This window comes from Streptosporangium sp. NBC_01810 (assembly GCF_035917355.1).
In the GTDB taxonomy this organism is placed as follows: domain Bacteria; phylum Actinomycetota; class Actinomycetes; order Streptosporangiales; family Streptosporangiaceae; genus Streptosporangium.
Genome location: NZ_CP109070.1, coordinates 6,032,607 through 6,049,316, shown reverse-complemented (window position 1 = coordinate 6,049,316; position 16,710 = coordinate 6,032,607). Strand labels below are relative to the sequence as shown.

Annotated in this window: 18 protein-coding genes and 1 tRNA gene; 15 read left to right on the top strand and 4 right to left on the bottom strand. The window is 68.4% G+C overall.

Features of this window, described 5'->3' with window-relative positions:
* The first annotated feature begins 6 nt into the window (after positions 1-6).
* Both OIE13_RS26775 and OIE13_RS26770 read left to right on the top strand, forming a co-directional pair.
* Positions 7-486, top strand: coding sequence for a YbjN domain-containing protein (locus tag OIE13_RS26775; RefSeq protein WP_326635399.1), 480 nt, complete (start codon positions 7-9; stop codon positions 484-486).
* Positions 487-520: 34 nt separating this feature from the next.
* Complete coding sequence (locus tag OIE13_RS26770; protein ID WP_326635400.1) at positions 521-1,264, top strand: phosphoglyceromutase; 744 nt, start codon at positions 521-523, stop codon at positions 1,262-1,264.
* A 129-nt stretch (positions 1,265-1,393) separates the two neighbouring features.
* Here OIE13_RS26770 and phoU read toward each other — a convergent pair whose 3' ends face one another.
* Complete coding sequence (phoU, locus tag OIE13_RS26765) at positions 1,394-2,053, bottom strand: phosphate signaling complex protein PhoU (protein WP_326635405.1); 660 nt, start codon at positions 2,051-2,053, stop codon at positions 1,394-1,396.
* A gap of 158 nt (positions 2,054-2,211) precedes the next feature.
* Here phoU and OIE13_RS26760 point away from each other — a divergent pair, with 158 nt between their 5' ends.
* Entirely contained in the window at positions 2,212-3,393 is a 1,182-nt protein-coding gene (locus OIE13_RS26760) for a sensor histidine kinase (RefSeq protein WP_326646964.1), read from the top strand.
* Positions 3,390-4,079 (top strand): response regulator transcription factor, encoded by a 690-nt coding sequence (locus OIE13_RS26755; RefSeq protein ID WP_326635407.1) that lies wholly within the window; start codon positions 3,390-3,392, stop codon positions 4,077-4,079. Before OIE13_RS26760 ends, OIE13_RS26755 begins: the two co-directional genes overlap by 4 nt.
* Positions 4,080-4,283: 204 nt before the next feature.
* Here the strand turns inward: OIE13_RS26755 and OIE13_RS26750 are convergent, their stop codons facing one another.
* The gene (locus tag OIE13_RS26750) at positions 4,284-4,862 is read right to left on the bottom strand and encodes a copper chaperone PCu(A)C (RefSeq protein ID WP_326635409.1); all 579 of its coding nucleotides are present in this window, start codon (positions 4,860-4,862) and stop codon (positions 4,284-4,286) included.
* Between the two features lie 261 nt (positions 4,863-5,123).
* On the opposite strand from OIE13_RS26750, the gene OIE13_RS26745 reads away from it, so the two are divergent.
* From OIE13_RS26745 to OIE13_RS26735, 3 genes are all read left to right on the top strand, one after another.
* Positions 5,124-5,606: a CarD family transcriptional regulator gene (locus OIE13_RS26745; protein ID WP_030924410.1), complete on the top strand. Its 483-nt coding sequence runs from the start codon at positions 5,124-5,126 to the stop codon at positions 5,604-5,606.
* Positions 5,607-5,623: 17 nt separating this feature from the next.
* Positions 5,624-6,082, top strand: coding sequence for a 2-C-methyl-D-erythritol 2,4-cyclodiphosphate synthase (gene ispF / locus OIE13_RS26740; protein ID WP_326635410.1), 459 nt, complete (start codon positions 5,624-5,626; stop codon positions 6,080-6,082).
* A 187-nt stretch (positions 6,083-6,269) separates the two neighbouring features.
* Complete coding sequence (locus OIE13_RS26735; protein WP_326635411.1) at positions 6,270-6,536, top strand: GlsB/YeaQ/YmgE family stress response membrane protein; 267 nt, start codon at positions 6,270-6,272, stop codon at positions 6,534-6,536.
* A 540-nt stretch (positions 6,537-7,076) separates the two neighbouring features.
* On the opposite strand, the gene OIE13_RS26730 is transcribed toward OIE13_RS26735, so the two are convergent.
* Positions 7,077-8,468, bottom strand: coding sequence for a hypothetical protein (locus OIE13_RS26730; RefSeq protein ID WP_326635413.1), 1,392 nt, complete (start codon positions 8,466-8,468; stop codon positions 7,077-7,079).
* Between the two features lie 195 nt (positions 8,469-8,663).
* On the opposite strand from OIE13_RS26730, the gene cysS reads away from it, so the two are divergent.
* The 3 genes from cysS (at position 8,664) to OIE13_RS26715 (ending at position 11,198) form a co-directional block, all read left to right on the top strand.
* Positions 8,664-10,061, top strand: a complete 1,398-nt coding sequence (gene cysS, locus OIE13_RS26725) for a cysteine--tRNA ligase (protein ID WP_326635415.1) — start codon at positions 8,664-8,666, stop codon at positions 10,059-10,061.
* A gap of 23 nt (positions 10,062-10,084) precedes the next feature.
* The gene (rlmB, locus tag OIE13_RS26720) at positions 10,085-11,053 is read left to right on the top strand and encodes a 23S rRNA (guanosine(2251)-2'-O)-methyltransferase RlmB (RefSeq protein WP_326635417.1); all 969 of its coding nucleotides are present in this window, start codon (positions 10,085-10,087) and stop codon (positions 11,051-11,053) included.
* 72 nt (positions 11,054-11,125) lie between these two features.
* Positions 11,126-11,198 (top strand) — tRNA-Thr (locus OIE13_RS26715).
* 147 nt (positions 11,199-11,345) lie between these two features.
* Here the strand turns inward: OIE13_RS26715 and OIE13_RS26710 are convergent.
* A complete protein-coding gene (locus OIE13_RS26710; protein ID WP_326635419.1) occupies positions 11,346-11,912 on the bottom strand; it encodes a hypothetical protein in 567 nt (188 codons plus the stop codon).
* A gap of 86 nt (positions 11,913-11,998) precedes the next feature.
* Here OIE13_RS26710 and OIE13_RS36830 point away from each other — a divergent pair, with 86 nt between their 5' ends.
* From OIE13_RS36830 to OIE13_RS26690, 5 genes are all read left to right on the top strand, one after another.
* The gene (locus tag OIE13_RS36830) at positions 11,999-12,313 is read left to right on the top strand and encodes an NBR1-Ig-like domain-containing protein (protein ID WP_442811732.1); all 315 of its coding nucleotides are present in this window, start codon (positions 11,999-12,001) and stop codon (positions 12,311-12,313) included.
* Between the two features lie 222 nt (positions 12,314-12,535).
* Positions 12,536-12,880 carry a hypothetical protein gene (locus OIE13_RS26705; RefSeq protein WP_326635421.1) on the top strand — a complete coding sequence of 115 codons (345 nt, stop codon included), beginning with the start codon at positions 12,536-12,538 and terminating at the stop codon, positions 12,878-12,880.
* A gap of 200 nt (positions 12,881-13,080) precedes the next feature.
* Entirely contained in the window at positions 13,081-13,209 is a 129-nt protein-coding gene (locus OIE13_RS26700) for a hypothetical protein (RefSeq protein WP_326635422.1), read from the top strand.
* 315 nt (positions 13,210-13,524) lie between these two features.
* Positions 13,525-14,481: a hypothetical protein gene (locus OIE13_RS26695; protein WP_326635424.1), complete on the top strand. Its 957-nt coding sequence runs from the start codon at positions 13,525-13,527 to the stop codon at positions 14,479-14,481.
* Between the two features lie 264 nt (positions 14,482-14,745).
* On the top strand, positions 14,746-16,653 hold the full coding sequence (locus tag OIE13_RS26690; protein WP_326828876.1) for a glycosyltransferase family 2 protein: 1,908 nt from the start codon (positions 14,746-14,748) through the stop codon (positions 16,651-16,653).
* The last annotated feature ends 57 nt before the right edge of the window (positions 16,654-16,710 follow it).

The following is a 16,710-nucleotide window of genomic DNA, read 5'->3' as shown; positions in this document are numbered from 1 at the left end:
GGGCCCATGCGCGAAGTGATCGAGGCGGCGCTGAAGAGCGCGGACGTCTCCTACGAGCAGCCCAGGCCGGGGGCCTTCCTGGCGAGGCTCCCCGGCCAGCACAAGCTCGCCACCATGACCTGGCTGATCGTCGGCGACCAGGCTCTGCACGTGGAGGCGTTCTTCTGCCGTCGGCCGGACGAGAACCACGCCGAGTTCTACCGCTGGCTGCTCACCAAGAACGGTTCCATGTACGGGGTGCACTTCGCCCTCGACCCGATCGGTGACGTCTACCTCGTGGGCCGGGTCCCGCTGGAGGCGATCACCGAAGAGGAGATCGACCGCCTCCTCGGGTGCGTGCTCACCTACTCGGACGAGGGGTTCGACCGCGCTCTGGAGCTGGGCTTCGCCTCCTCGATCCGGCGCGAGTGGGAGTGGCGCGCCAAGCGCGGGGAGTCGCTCGCCAACCTCCAGGCATTCGCCCGCTTCGCCGATCCAGAGCGCTGAAGGGCACCGCGGGGCGCCCACTAAGCTTGTCGGCATGTCGACTTTGGTACTGCTCCGGCACGGTGAAAGTGAATGGAATGCCAAGGGCCTGTTCACCGGATGGGTGGACGCGGGACTCTCGGCCAAGGGCGAGGAGGAGGCACAACGCGGCGGAAGGCTGCTGCTCGACGCCGGGGTGCGGCCCGACGTGGTGCACACCTCGCTGCTGACCAGGGCGATCCAGACGGCCAACCTCGCGCTGGGCGCCGCCGACCTGCTCTGGCTGCCGGTCTCCAGGTCCTGGCGACTCAACGAGCGCCACTACGGTGCCCTGCAGGGCAAGGACAAGGCACAGACCCGGGCCGAGTTCGGAGACGAGCAGTTCACGCTCTGGCGTCGCTCCTACGACGTCCCGCCGCCCGTGATCGCTGCCGACGACGAGTTCTCCCAGGTCGGCGACCCCCGCTACGCGCTGCTGCCGAGCGAGCTGCTGCCCAGGACCGAGTGCCTCAAGGACGTCGTCGAGCGCATGCTGCCCTACTGGTACGACCAGATCGTGCCAGACCTCGCGGCCGGTAGGAGCGTGCTGGTCGTCGCGCACGGAAACTCGCTCCGGGCGCTGGTCAAGCACCTGGACGGGATCGGCGACGACGAGATCGCCGGGCTCAACATCCCCACCGGCATTCCGCTCCGGTACGAGCTGGACGCGGACTTCCGCCCCGTCGTCAAGGGCGGCCGGTATCTCGACCCCGCCGCCGCCGAGGCCGCCATCGAGGCCGTGGCCAACCAGGGCAAGTAGTCTCGGCCCCATCTACAGGAAACGTCAGGAGGGGCCGCCGGATCCGGCGGGCCCTCCTGACGTTTCAGGGGACTGACCCCTGGTGTTTCGGAGGACTGAGAAGATCGGTAGGAGATCTCGGCAGGGGAGTCAGGGAGCGCCGGTGTCCTGCGGCCGGGAGCCCGTCACCAGATAGACCACGTCGTGCGCGACGCGGACCGCGTGGTCGGCATAGCGCTCGTAGTAGCGGCCGATCAGTGTCACGTCGATGGCCGGCTCGACACCGTACTTCCAGTCGGGGGCCATCAGGACCTTGAACAGCCTGCGGTGCAGCTTGTCCATCGCGTCGTCGTCGGCCTCCAGCTCCAGGGCGGACTCCACGTCGCGCGAGGCGATGCAGCTGCCGGTCTTGGTGATGAGGCGTTCGGCGATCTGGCCCATCTCCAGGATGGTGGCACGGATCTCCGGCGGGATCGCGGAGTCGGGGTGACGCAGCCTGGCGACCTTGGCCACATGCTCGGCGAGGTCACCCATCCGCTCCAGGTCGGTGCCCATCCGCAGCGCCGCGATGATCATTCTGAGATCCACGGCCACGGGCTGCTGCCTGGCCATCAGGTCGAAGATCGTGGCCTCGATCTCCGCGAAGATCCGGTCGACCTCCTCGTCCTGGGAGATGACGCTCTCGGCGAGGTGGAGATCGGAGTCCAGGAGGGCTGTGGTGGCCCGCGATATCGCCGACCTCACGAGCCGGGTCATCTCGACCAGCCGTTCGGTGAGGGCGTCGAGGTCTTCGTGATAGGCGTCTCGCATGAGACTCACCGTATGAGGGGATCGGTGAACGAACTTCGACCGCAAAGTGAACTTTGCGGGAAAGGCCGCTGTCACGTCCCCCCTGTCGTCCCTAACAGGGAAACCCCGACCTACCATCGAAAATGTGAAGTCTACGGGAGGACCACGTGAGTGAGCTGATGGCGAGCCTGGCCGCGCTGGCCGGTTTCGTCGTGGGAGCGCTGGCCGTGATGGTCGTCCGCCAAAGCCAGGGGCAGCACGGCCAGGCGGCACCGATGAACGGCGTCGAGCCCGGCGCCCTTCCGCACGGCGTCGCCTCGGTACTGGCCGTGCTGCCGTCCTCGGCGGTCGTGCTCGACGCCGAGGACCGCGTGCTGCGCGCCAGTTCGGCGGCGCGCGCGTTCGGCCTGGTCAAGGGAGAGCACCTGATGGCGGCCGAGTTGCTCGCGCTGGCCAGGAAGGTACGCAGGGACGGCGAGATCCGCGAGAGCGAGATCGAGGTGGCCGGTCACAAGTTCGGCCAGGAGTCGACCAACTTCGCGGTGCGGGTCGCCCCGCTCGGTTCCTACGGCCAGGTGCTCGTCCTCGCCGAGGACCAGACCGAGTACCGCCGCGTCGAGGCGGTCCGCCGCGACTTCGTGGCCAACGTGAGCCACGAGCTCAAGACGCCGGTGGGCGCGATGTCGTTGCTGGCCGAGACCATCCAGGACGCCGCCGACGATCCCGAGGCGGTCACCCGCTTCGCCGGGCGTATGCAGCATGAGGCGGCCCGGCTCACCTACCTCGTCCAGGACCTGATCACCCTCTCCCGCATCCAGGGAGCCGAGCCCATCCCCACCCCGTGCCCGGTCCTGATCGACGAGGCGGTGCACGAGGCCATCGACCGCTGCAACACCACCGCGGCGGCCAAGGACATCACCCTCGTCGCCGGCGGCGTCGAGGGCCTGCGGATCTGGGGCGACGACGAACTTCTCGTCACCGCCCTGCGCAACCTCATCGACAACGCGGTCGCCTACAGCCCCGAGCACACCCGGGTCGTGGTCAGTGCCCGAGGGGCGGGCCCCAACACCGAATACGTCGAGATCAGCGTGAGCGACCAGGGCATCGGCATCCCCGAGAGCGCCCAGGAACGGATCTTCGAGCGGTTCTTCCGTGTCGACGCGGCACGCTCGCGCGCGACCGGTGGTACGGGACTCGGCCTGGCCATCGTCAAGCACGTGGCCGCCGTCCACAACGGGGCGGTCACGGTGTGGAGCAAGGAAGGCTCAGGCTCCACCTTCACCCTCCGCCTGCCCGCCTTCGGCGGCACGGCGGTGGCAGTACCAGCTACCACCACAATTCCCCTGGAGGCCGCGCAGTGACTCGCGTGCTTGTCGTCGAGGACGAGGAGTCGTTCTCCGACGCTCTGTCATACATGCTGCGCAAGGAGGGCTTCGAGGTGGCCGTGGCCACCACAGGGCCGGAAGCCCTGGAGACCTTCGACCGCAACGGCGCCGACCTGGTGCTACTCGACCTGATGCTTCCCGGCCTGCCCGGGACGGAGGTCTGCCGCTCGCTCCGCCAGCGCTCCAATGTGCCCGTCATCATGCTGACCGCCAAGGACAGCGAGATCGACAAGGTCGTCGGGCTGGAGCTCGGCGCCGACGACTACGTCACCAAGCCCTTCTCCTCCAGGGAACTGGTGGCCCGCATCCGCGCGGTGCTGCGCCGCCAGGGCGACGTGGAGGAACTGGAGTCGGCGGTGCTGGCCGCCGGGCCGGTCCGCATGGACGTCGACCGCCACATCGTCGCCGTGCGGGGCGAGCCGGTGCAGCTGCCCCTGAAGGAGTTCGAGCTGCTGGAGGTACTGCTGCGCAACGCCGGGCGGGTGCTCACCCGGGGCCAGCTCATCGACCGGGTCTGGGGCGCCGACTACGTGGGCGACACCAAGACCCTGGACGTGCACGTCAAGCGGCTGCGGGCCAAGGTCGAGTCCGATCCGTCCAACCCGCGCTGCATTCTCACGGTCCGGGGTCTGGGCTACAAGTTCGACCCCGTGGAGGCCTGAGCCTCCACGCTCGCCTCCGGACGGTCCGAGGGGTCGTACGGCGTGCCCGCGCCGTACGACCCCTCGGCGTGTCCGGAGGCGGCCACCGGGGCCGGTCCGTGTCCGGTGACCGGCTCCCGGGAATCCGGTTTCCCCGGCTCACCGCGGCCGTTCGTCGCGGTCGCCCGCCGCCGTCCCGCCACGGTGAGATCAGCGGGGAGCGGGTCAGTGGCCGTGCCCCTCCTCGGCGGAGGCGGAGGGGGTGGGGGTCGGCGTGGGAGCCGCGGAGGCGCCGGGAACCTGCGGGTAGGCGGTGAACTCGCGGCTGCGGGTGATGACCGGGATCGTGAGCTGCACGACTCCCGCGTTGGCGAACTGTAGCTGCACCGGGATGGCCTCGCCGCCCCTGAGCGGCTTCTTCAGCCCCTCGATCAGGATCGTGGGAGTCGGCTTGCCGACGCTCACCAGCTGGTTCTGGGGGAGCGGTACGGGCGCGCTCACCTTCGCCGTGCCGAGGGCCGGGTCGACGCCGAGACCGACGAGCTCGTCGGGGCCGTTGGTGTTGACCAGGGACAGGTAGAGCGGCGTGGCCGCACCCGCCGGTAGCGTCCCGCCGGAGTCGGGGCCAAGGAAGAAGGCCTGGGAGATGTCGATGCCCTCCTTTGTCTTGACCGACAGGGCCTCGGTCGGCGAGTAGGGCATGTTGGTGATCGCGTCGGATCCGGCGCCACAGCCGGTCAGAGTCAGGGCGGCTGCGAGGAACGCGGCGGCGGCGATCGCCCGGTGACGGCTGTTGCGGGTCACGGTGCGAGTTCTCCTTGTCACGCATGAGGTAGGGCAGGGCCAACCCTATCGGCGACGTTTACCGGGTTTCCCCGCGCCCCGCCTGATCATCCGGAGGTGGGGAACGCAGGTCATAAGTGCTTTTTGCCCCCTTGATTCACACACTTGAGCACTTGTCAAGTCATAAGACGCGGCTTTGACCTGCAGTTATGGTGATTTCACTGTTCCGGGAGGCTGTGGATACGTGGTACTCTTGAGTACAGCGGAAGGGGTACTTGTCACATGACTTTCCAGGTCGGCGACACTGTCGTCTACCCCCACCATGGGGCTGCTCGGATCGAGGCGATCACGACCCGAACCATCAAAGGTGAGGAAAGGACCTACCTGGTTCTCAAGGTCGACAAGGGCGACCTTACCGTCCAGGTGCCGGCTGACAACGCCGAACTCGTGGGTGTTCGCGACGTAGTCGGACAAGAGGGCCTTGAGCGCGTTTTCGACGTGCTTCGAATGCCTCACACCGAAGAGCCCACGAACTGGTCCCGCCGCTACAAGGCGAACCTTGAGAAGTTGGCGTCCGGTGATGTCAACAAGGTCGCGGAGGTTGTTCGCGACCTGTGGCGACGAGACAGGGAGCGCGGACTTTCCGCGGGAGAGAAGCGAATGCTGGCCAAGGCCAGGCAGATCCTCGTCAGCGAGCTCGCACTCGCGGAAAAGACCAATGAGGATAAGGCCGAGGCCCTGCTGGACGAGGTTCTCAACTCCTGAGCAAGACATTTCCACGGGTGGGCGTCGGGGTCGACGTTCACCCGTTCGCTTCTGGCCGCGATCTTCATCTCGCCGGCCTGCACTGGCCCGGCGAGACCGGCCTGGCCGGGCACTCCGACGGTGATGCCGCGGCCCATGCGGCCTGTGACGCGCTGCTGTCCGCGGCCGGTCTCGGTGACCTCGGGGGCCTGTTCGGCACGTCCGATCCTCGCTGGGCAGGTGCCTCGGGTGCCGCCCTGCTGGAGGAGACCGCACGCAAGGTGAGGGCCGCGGGCTTCGAGATCGGCAACGTGGCCGTCCAGGTGATCGGCAACCGGCCCAAGATGGCCCCCCGCCGCATCGAGGCCGAGAAGGCTCTCAGCGCGGCCGTGGGCGCCCCGGTGAGCGTCAGCGCCACCACGACCGACGGGCTGGGCCTCACCGGCCGAGGCGAGGGCGTCGCGGCCATTGCGACCGCGATCGTGGTGAACCTGTAGCGGTTGTCAGACGTCTTCTCATGCGGAACGTGGAAACGTTCCGGCGGGCGGCGCGGAATGCCCGTCAATCCATATCGAGGTGGTGGCCCGTTTCCTGGCGCGGTACGGGCCACCCCTTTTTGGGATGATCTATGAGTGCGCTGGGTAACTCCCTGATGACTGTGTCTCGTGACAGGGGGAGCCGGACATGATCGGATCGATTGTCTCCGCAATCATCATTGGCGCCGTCATCGGCGCGCTGGCACGCCTCATCCTTCCGGGGCGCCAGAACCTGAGCATCGGCCTGACGCTCATCGTCGGCATCATCGCGGCGCTTATCGGCACCGCCATCGCCGCCTCGGTCGGCCTGACCAACACGCGGGGGATCAATTGGTGGGAGCACCTCATCCAACTCGCGCTCGCCGTAATCGGAGTGCTCCTCGTCGTTCAGATGCAGGCGAGGAAGTCGCACTGACGGAATTTTTACCGGTCGCTGGAATATCCATGACATAGGGGGTGGCCACCTCCCTGTTGAGAGTGAAGGTCTCACCCTCACGGGGAGGTTGTGATGACTATTGAGTCCATTCTTGGAGCAATCGTCATCGGCGCTGTCATCGGTGCCATCGGTCGTCCCTTGACTTCCCGGTAGGCAGGCGATCGGATGGATCCTCACCGTCGTCGTCGGCATTGTCGCGGCGCTCATCGGCACCGCCATCGCCCAGGTTCTCGGCGCTGCCACCACGGATGGGATCGACCGGATCGAACTCATCATGCAGGTGGGTCCGGCCGTCGTCGGTGTCGGCCTGGTCGCCGGTCTCAAGCGCTCCAGGGTCTGACAGGTGGATCGCCGGGCGGCCTGAACATCCGGCCCAGGCTCGTCTCGTGCTCGACGGACGGCTGGCGGCGGATCAGGTCCGCCACATGGAGCGGCAGGTGCGTCAGCACTTCGTCACGGCCCGCTTCGTTCCCCGGATCCGGTCAAGGGGGTATGCGGGCCCGGTTAAGCTCTCTTCCCTCACTCACCGGGCGGGACGGGCGTGCTGCGCATCCGCCCGGAGGGCGGGGCCGCGATGCCGTCCTCCTCGCGCGCCTGGGCCTCCTCCCCGGTCTCCCCGGTCTCCGCGGCCTCGGCGCCGTGTGCGGGCGAGTCACCCGCTTCGCCGTCCGTGACATCCGCCTTTCCTGCCGCCGTGGACGCTTTCGCCGCCGTCCCGGCGGTCCTCCTGCCGGGCGTTACGTTCGCCGCCCGGTCCTTCACGGCGAGGATCGGCTGGGTGTCGGCGTCGCGCTCGCTCACCTCGTCTGCGTCGCGTGGGGTCGTGTCGCGTCGTGTCGTGTCGCGTGGGGTCGTGCCGTGTCGGGTCGTGTCGGGTGGGCCGGCCTCGGCCGTACCGGGTTCGCTCGCCCGGGACCCCCGCTCCCGCGGGACACCGGCGTCGGTGTCCCAGGTCTCCACCCGCTCGCTGATCCTGCCTCCGCTCCCGGGCTCCTCCTCGGTCACTCGTACGTCGGAACGAGGCGGATGAACGAGCAGATCGCCCTGGCGGGGGCGGATCAGGTCACCCCAGCGCATCGGCTTTCCCGGCCGGGGAGCCGTGGGCCTTCGCGGGAGCGGAGGGCTCTGCGGGACATCGGTGATCTCGGGGGTCTCCGGCGCCGCGGTAGGACCGACCACCGGTTCTCCCGTCGGGAGATCATGGTGTGGGGCCGTCTCCAGGGGAGGGGCGGCATGCGGGTCGAGCATGATCTCGGCCGCGGGGTGGTGCACCAACTGCCCGGGGTGGCCCGGCCCCTGCCGCCGCTCCTCGGGGGCGGGCACGCCCGGATGCTCCGAGGACGGTCGGCCCGCCTCGGGGAACGGCACGATGTCATGCCCTGAGGCGGGCCGGCCGACCAGGGCCGCGTCGGTCGCGGCACGCCTGGCGGCGGCGTGCTTGATCAGCAGGAGCCAGAGCCAGAGAGCCAGGATCAGCATCACCCAGGGGGCGACGGCGACCACGACGGCCGCTCGCTGCTCGTCCACCGCCATCCGCATGGCGGTGGCCACCTCGGCGGTGGTCGCGCCGGCGAACAGCAGCGTCAGGATCACACCCGCCTGCAGCCGTACCGGCCACCACCCGCCTCTCAGCAGCAACACGCCGATCATCGCGACGACGAGCAGCGCGTCGAAGGCGGCGGGGTAGAGATACGCGAGGCCGGCGGGTGCCCTGCCCGCCAGGGCGAGGGCTCGCAGGTCCTCGAAGGAGAGCACGCAGGCCGCGGCGGTGAGGGCGGTCACGCCGACTCCGGCGATGGCGATCCCGGTGCGGCGCAGGGCGACGGCCGTCCTGCTCGGTTCGGCGGCGGTGGTCAGGGGCGGTGACGGGCGGGAGAGCGAGGCTGCCGCCGCGGGGGATTTGGCGTCCATGGCTCTTCGAGCCTACAGAATCGACACCCGGCATGATCGTCTTGATCACCCTCGAATATGTCTTCTGCCGAGGTGCTCTTCAGGTGAGCCGACCGGGCGACATTCGCCGCCAATGGTCAGAAAATCCTCTAGCGGGTGTCTTCAACGTCCCGCAACCTGGCTTGTGAGGGGAGGTGAGGCATTAGCCTTGCCCTCGTGAGCCTGCAGCTATACGACACCAGCGTACGCACCGTCCGCGAATTTGTCCCGGTCGAACCCGGCCGGGCCTCGATCTACCTGTGTGGTGCCACCGTGCAGGCTCCCCCGCACATCGGGCACATCCGCTCAGGCGTCAACTTCGACGTGCTCCGCCGCTGGATGATCAGGTCGGGCTACGAGGTGACCTTCTGCCGCAACGTCACCGACATCGATGACAAGATCATCAGGGTTGCGGCGGCGGAGAACGTGCCGTGGTTCGCCGTCGCCGAGCGCAACCAGAGGGCCTTCACCTGGGCCTACGAGGTGCTGGGCTGCCTGCCCCCGACGGTGGAGCCGCGGGCCACCGGCCACGTGCCCGAGATGATCGAGCTGATGGACCGGCTGATCGCCGCCGGCCACGCCTATGCCTCCGGCGGCGACGTCTACTTCGACGTCATGTCCTACGCCGACCGGTACGGCTCGCTCTCCAACCAGAAGCTTCAGAACATGCGGGCCGCGGGCGACACCGAGACCGACTCCTGCAAGCGCGACCCGCGTGACTTCGCGCTCTGGAAGGGCGAGAAGCCCGGTGAGCCGACCTGGCCGACCCCGTGGGGCCGAGGCCGCCCCGGCTGGCACCTGGAGTGCTCGGCCATGGCGACGAAGTATCTCGGCTCGACCTTCGACATCCACGGCGGCGGCGTCGACCTGATCTTCCCGCATCACGAGAACGAGCTGACCCAGTCCCAGGCGGCCGGCGACGGCTTCGCCCGCTACTGGATGCACAACGGCATGCTCAAGATCGGCGCGGAGAAGATGAGCAAGTCGCTCGGTAACTCCCTGCTGGTCCCCGAGGTCACCAAGAAGGTCCGCCCGGTCGAGCTCCGCTACTACCTGGCGGCCCCGCACTACCGCTCCCCGATCGAATACTCCGAGGAGGCCCTGTTCGAGGCCGCCACGGCCTACCAGCGCATCGAGGGCTTCGTCACCCGCGCGGCCGAGGTCATCCACGACGTCGACGCGCACGCGCCGCTCCCGGTGGCCTTCTCCGAGGCCCTCGACGACGACCTGGGCACCCCCCAGGCGCTCGCCGTGGTGCACGAGGTGGTCCGCGAGGGCAACGTCGCGCTCGCCCAGGGAAACAAGGAGCAGGTCGCCAGGCTGCTCGCCGAGACGCAGAACATGCTCGACGTCCTCGGCCTCGACCCGCGTTCGGAGCAGTGGCGTTCCACGGGCGGCGAGACCGGCATGCGGGCGACCGTCGACGCGCTGGTCGCCGTCGCCCTGGAACAGCGGCAGGCGGCGCGGGCGCGCAAGGACTTCGCGGCGGCCGACAGCATCCGTGACCAGCTTTCCCGTGCCGGGATTCACGTCGAGGACACCCCCCAGGGCACCCGCTGGGAACTCTCGCGCTAAAACCAGGCCGTACGCTATAGACCATGGCTGGTGGGGGTAAAGGGTCCGGGCGACCCGCGAAGAAGAAGAGTCCGACCAAGGGCACGGGCGGCAACGTCCGCCGAGGCCTGGAGGGCAGGGGGGCCACCCCGCCGGCGCACATGCGGCACTGGCACAAGGACAAGTCGCGCACCGAGCGGATCGAGCGCGAGGAGAAGACCGGCAGGACTTCCTCCCCGCGCACCCCGGTTCGCGCGAGGCGGAGCGATGACGCGCCCGAGCACATCGGCGGGCGCAACCCCGTGGTCGAGGCGCTGCGGGCCGGGGTTCCGGCCAGCACGCTCTACGTGGCCCTGCGCATCGACAACGACGACCGCGTCAGGGAGTCGGTCCGTATCGCCGCCGACCGCGGCATCGCGATGCTGGAGGTCGGGCGGGAGAAGCTGGACCGACTCACCGAGGGGGGGATCCACCAGGGCATCGCCCTGCAGATCCCGGCGTACGACTACGCCCACCCCAACGATCTGGTCCGCGGCGCACAGGAGGCCGCGGAGGTCCCGTTGATCGTCGCCCTCGACAGTGTCACCGACCCCCGTAACCTGGGCGCCATCGCCCGCTCGGCCACCGCCTTCGGCGCCCACGGCCTGGTCATCCCCTCCCGCCGCTCGGCCGGGGTCACCGGTGGTGCCTGGAAGACCTCGGCGGGCACGCTGGCCACCCTGCCGGTCGCCCGCGCCGCCAACCTCACCGCCACCCTGCGGGAGTACCGCGAGGCGGGTCTGTTCGTGATCGGCCTGGACGGCGAGGGCAAGGTCGACATCGGCGAGGCGAATCTCCTCGACGGCCCGCTGGTCGTCGTCGTGGGCTCAGAGGGCAAAGGCCTGTCCCGCCTGGTCCGAGAGTCATGCGACCTGGTCGTCCGCATCCCGATGAACGCCGCGGCCGAATCCCTCAACGCGGGCGTCGCCGCCGGCATCGCCCTCTACGAGGTGGCCCGCCACCGCCGTTCCTGACGGTTCGCAATTGTCGTGGCGTACCTCGGTGACGTGCGGCAGGTAATCCGACTACACTCGTCTGGCGGCCATGCCGACGTAGCTCAATCGGCAGAGCGACAGTCTTGTAAACTGTAGGTCAGGGGTTCGATTCCCCTCGTCGGCTCGCATAGGACCCCCAGTGACCTGGGGGTCCTTCCTTTTCCCCAGAACTGTTGGTCCGATCCGCCTCTTCAGGGGGGCCAAAGGGGGGCCAACGGTCGGGGACGCCTCCCCAACCCCGGCCTTCCGGGGGACCAGCGCGGCGATCATCTCAGCCGCCTCGCGTGCCACCTCGGGCATGATCGACGCGGAGGTCTGTCCAGCGGCAGCCGCACGACTCGCCCCGGCGCAGGCCCGCGAACACGATCAGGCGAAACCGGGCATACAGCCGGTGACTCATCACGGCGCCGAGGAACGCCCCGAGTTGGGCGGGCGTCCACACCATGACCTTGCTCGGCCGGGGCGCCGACGCCCAGACCTCAAAAGCGTCCACGCGGCGCCCTGTGGCCTCCTCCGTCGCTTTCTTCAGTGCACGCTCGTTAGGCACCGTCCAGGCGGCCACGCGTTCCTTCGTCCAGACCAGGCCCTTCGGCCTCTTGGTGGTCTCCAGCTTGACCAGCTTGGCCACGTTCTCGGTGATCAGACCCTCAACGACGGCGTCGCTCAGCGCCGAGCGCGGCGTTGCCCGGATGCGCTGCTTGGTCGTCGGCCCGGTGACCCGCTGGCCGCGCACCGAGGCACGCACCGCGGGGTCCTCCGACGCCTTGGCCTCCAGCAGGACCTCGTTCTTGGCGTCGACTCGGTGTCCTCGCGACGATTGGTAATGACGATCGGCCACGTGTACGGCGCCAAGATCGGCTGACTGCGCTCCGAGGCCTCGTATGCCCGGGTCCGCGCCGGCGATGATTCTGAGTTCGTGGTTGTATCGCGTACCAGGACGGTTCAAAGGTATGGCAGGGCTCTTCTCCCAAGAAGGCATGGAGAATTCTCGATATCGGGACGGTGCCCTGGGAGGATGGATGTACGAATCGTGTGAACGCCTGGCCGTGCCGATCATCCGAAGCGATGAAAATACCGCTGTCAGCGCCCGGCCGGAAAGCGGCCATCGCGGTGTGGGTGCGGGCTCCGAGCGAACCTGGAAAGCACCACGTTTACTGCAAGGTGATCGGCGCGCGGGGGCGGACACCGTTAACACTCAAGCGTCCAGTCCTCCTGAGTGTCCAGGTAGGACAGTCCTGACCTGCGGATTCATTTGTCCAAAAATCTAAGTGGCAGCCTTGGACGGACTGCGGACAAAGATTTCTTGGTTGGCTGGCGGCCTGCATGCCACCATGGTCGACATCCCGGCATTTCGTATCAGCGGGATATCGACCGGCGCTACACGGAGCGCTTTCTGGATCGCGAAGCGCTGCAATTCGCCCACGCGAAGCGCCGTAATCCGTTCACGAGGGGAAATCAAATATGATCAAGGTAATTGGTTCGCTGGCCGTCGTCGCAGATGCGTTTGCCGTGCTGGTGCCGTTCGGCGGAGTCGCCCAGGCCGCAGAGACGGGCGCGTCCACGATCATGGCCGCGAAGGTGACGTGCAACGCCCCCGGAACCGGAAACACCACTGTTTGGGGAAAATGCAAGAACAGGGGCAACGCGACCGGTAAGGCGCGTCTGATGTACTGGTGTGTCAACGCGATCGGCAACGGCTCGAAGCTGTACAACACCGGGTGGAAGAAGGTCGCACCCGGCAAGACGGTCAAGTTCGTGGGCGAGTGCACCTTCAAGGCCCGCAACCCCTACTTCCAGATCGGCTGACTTCACCTGGCCTCGCAGGGCGCGCTCCTCGCGGTGAAGCCCGGCCGCTCTGACCGGCGGACGCGGCGCGCGTTATACGCCCCCGTCCGGGGGTGGCGCTCACCGGGTCGCGTCCACGGAGGTGGCGTACGGCAGCCGATGACGGGATCTCCGGGTATCACGACGCCGCCCTGGCGGTCGCGTCCTTTTGAGGACATCCGATGGATCACCACAACACGCAGCACTCCGTCAGCGTGGCAGGCGTGATCATCGACGACCAGGGCCGCGCACTCCTCACCCAGTTCGTCGGCTCGTATATGAAAGGCCGGGTCAACCCGTTTCCGGGTTGACCCGGCCTTTCATCGTTCCGCGGGTCTTCGCGCTTCTCCGTGCCGGTCGCGTGGCCGCCGGACTGCGGCGTGCTTTCGACCTGATGCGTGACCGGGAATCCGGAGAGTCCGATAGTGGCGACACGTCTTCCCGGGAGCTTGCACTTTCTGTTACACGATGACTACTATGCGCAAAAAGGATCTTGGAGGGTCTCTGTGCCGATCGCCGCCACCTTGTAGACCCACCCGTTGGTCGCGCGGGGCCGCTCGGTTCGACCGTGAGAATTTCGATCATGAGAATGAGGAGGCTGCGCGGTGGCCGGGAGGCTTCGGCGTGTGATCGCGGCGTCCTTGCTGGCCGGGGGCGTGGCGTTGGCGGTGGGGCCGGAGGCTTCCGGGGTGTCCGGCGCGGCTGGGGATCCGGACTTCTCGCTGACGGTGAGTCCGGCACGGTTGGTCGTCCCACCGGAGGAGATCGACGAGCACCAGTCGTTCCATGTGATCAACGGGGGTCGGTTGCCTGTCGACATCGTCGTCGACAGGACGAACTTCACCATGGACGGGTCCGGCAAGATGCTCTTCGAGCATGACGCTCCCCACTCGGCCGTCGCGTGGCTCAAGGCCAGGCCGGCGAGATTCCATCTCGCCCCCGGTGGGGAGCGGAGCGTCAGCGTACTGATCGATCCCCCTCCGGAGCCCGAGCACGGTGAGCACCAGGTGGCCCTGCTCTTCGTCACCCCGGCCGGAGCCGGTGGGGGCAACATCTCGCTGAACCGGGCGATCGGAACACCGATTTACATCACGGTGCCGGGGCCGATCGACACGTCCGTGCGTATCGACGGGTTCCGTGCCTCCGTCGCCTTCCCGACGGGCGGTCCCGTCGACTTCACCGCCACCGTGGAGAACCGCGGGACCGTTCACCGTGACTTCTTCGGCCCCCGGGCGCTGAAGGTCGACGTGAACGGGTACGAGGTGCCGTTTCCCGACTTCACGGTGCTCAGGGGAGAGGGCAGGGACGTCGTCGTCAGGTGGGCGGATCCGCCGTTCATGTGCGTCTGTCACGCGACGGTGTCGGTCTCCGGGATCGGTGGGACATCCCGGCAGAGCATCACTTTCCTCATCCTCCCGCTTCACCTCTTCGGGGCGCTGATCGCGGTGGCGCTGGCGCTGTACGCCATCGCCTGGCTGTTGTACCGCCGCCGTCGGGCTCAGGTGCCCGGGGCGGATCAGGCCCCGCGTGAGCGCGCCGACCGTGATCGCGACGACCTCGACCGGGCCGACAGCGATGTCTAGGGCGCGGATCGTCCGGTTGCAGGGCAACGGAGGTCTGCCGGGTGCCTGAGGCGTTCGGCCGTCCGGGAGGGCGTGTTCCTGGGAGGCGAGGGCTTCCGGTGCGACGGGGCCGCAAGAGGTGTGAACCGGCTGGTTTCTCCCTGATTCGGCTTTCTGTGCCGGCAGATCGGGGAGGCAACCCTGTGGATTTGCTCCGTACGGGCACTCCTTCGTCACATACTGAGACGCTAGATAAGCGGAAAGTGACCGACGAGGGGCGCGGCGGTGGCGGTAACGACTCTTCAGCGAGTCCGCACGGGGCGGGGCGGCTGCGATATCACGCGAGAGGAGGCGATCCGGTCCGACGTCGACGTCACCGTGATCGTCCCCCTGCACAACTGCGGGCCCTATCTCGACAGGTGTCTGACCTCGCTGCTGATCCAGCGCGTCGCCCTGGAGGTGGTGGTGGTCGACGACGGTTCCACCGACGGCGGTGCCGCGCTGCTCGACCTGTACGCCTCCTGCCATCGCGGTGTGATCCGCGTCGTCCGGCAGGAGGCGTCCGGCGGCGCGGGGCGCCCGCGCAACGTCGGTCTCTCCCGCGCTCGCGGCAGGTACGTCTTCTTCTGCGATGCGGACGACTACCTCGGCCCTCAGGCGCTGGAGCGGATGCTCGCGATGGCCGACCGCAACGGTTCGGACATCGTGCTCGGGAAGATCGTCGGTCATGATCGCAAGGTGCCGATCTCGATGTTCAGGGAGAACGCCGAGCGGGTGCCGCTCGGTGACAGCGCGGTCTACAACAGCCTGAGCTGCTTCAAGCTGTTCCGCAGGGAGATGCTGGAGCGGCACGCCATCCGTTTCGACGAGACGCTGCTGGTGGGCGAGGACGTCGTCTTCACCACCCACGCCTACTGCCACGCGAACGTGATCTCGGTGGTCGCCGACTACGACTGCTACCACCTGGTCGCCCGGCCCGACGGCACCAGCATCATGCAGCGGCAGGGGAGTCGCGACCCGGTCTCCTGGCTGCGGATGATCAGGCGGCCGATCGAGTTGATGCTCGCTCACGTGCGGCCGGGAGACCTCCGCGACCACCTCCTGCGGCGCCACTTCCGGATGGATGCCTTCGGCCACCTCGGCGGGCCCTTCCTGGAGGCAGGGGAGGCCGAGCGTAAGGAGATCGCCGCCGAGGTGGCCGACATGTGCGAGCGGTGGCTGACCGACGGGGTCCGCGACCGGCTCCCCGCGATCGATCGGAGCAGGATCGCCGCGCTGGAGGACATCGACCGCCTGGTGCGGCTGGCGCACATCGAGTCGGCCTCGGTCCGCAGAGAGCTCACCGCGCTCCGCTGGGAGCGGGAGGGAAGGCTGGCGATCTCCGGCAAGGTGGCGCTGAGCACGCTGGAGCGGTACGACCGCCCGGAGATCGTCGGCGGAGATCTCGCCCTGGTGCTGCGGCGCCGGCACGCGGGCACCGGTCCCTCGGACGAGGTCGTGGTCCCGGTGACGGGCGACTGTGCGGAGTTCACCGGGGTCGTCGACGTCACCGGTCTGTCCTCCGGCATCTGGGATGTTCACGTGGGTGTCGCCTTCGAGGGCGTTCCCCGGCTCGCACGCCTGGGCTCCGACAGGGATGGGTCGACCGCGCTTCCGGTGCCGCCCGCGCCACGAGTGGTCGGCGACGTCGTCGCCCTGCCGTACTTCACCCGCCCCTACGGCAACCTCAGCCTTGACATCGGCGGTCATGTGGTCGCGGTGCCGGGCAGCGCGAGGCTGGTGCGTGCCCACTGGGCGGCGGGGCACCGGCTGGTGCTCCACGGTGAGGTCACCGTGGGTGCCGCCGCTCCGGCGGCGGACGCGGTGCGGTATCTGGTCTGGCGGGAGCGCGAGTCGAGCCGGGAGCGGCGTGAGCCGGTCACGGTCGGCGAGGACGGCACGTTCACGGCCTGGCAGGCGATGGGCCGGCTGGGTCCCGGTACCTGGGACGCCTACCTGGAGATGGACCTGGGCGGACCACCCGCCCGCTTCAGGATCGAGGCGGTGCCCGAGATGATCGAGCAGCCGCGCACCTGGTGGCGCGGCGCGACCCGGTGGAGTGTCAGGCCCTACGCCACGGCGGGCAAGGGGCGGCTCAGCACCGTGGTCCGCACCCTCGGCCCCCGGACCTTCGTCAGACGCATCGTGTGTTGACGGCGTCTGGGACCGCCGCGAGTCCCGGTGCAATGCGGAAGTCGCCAGACCTTCTCC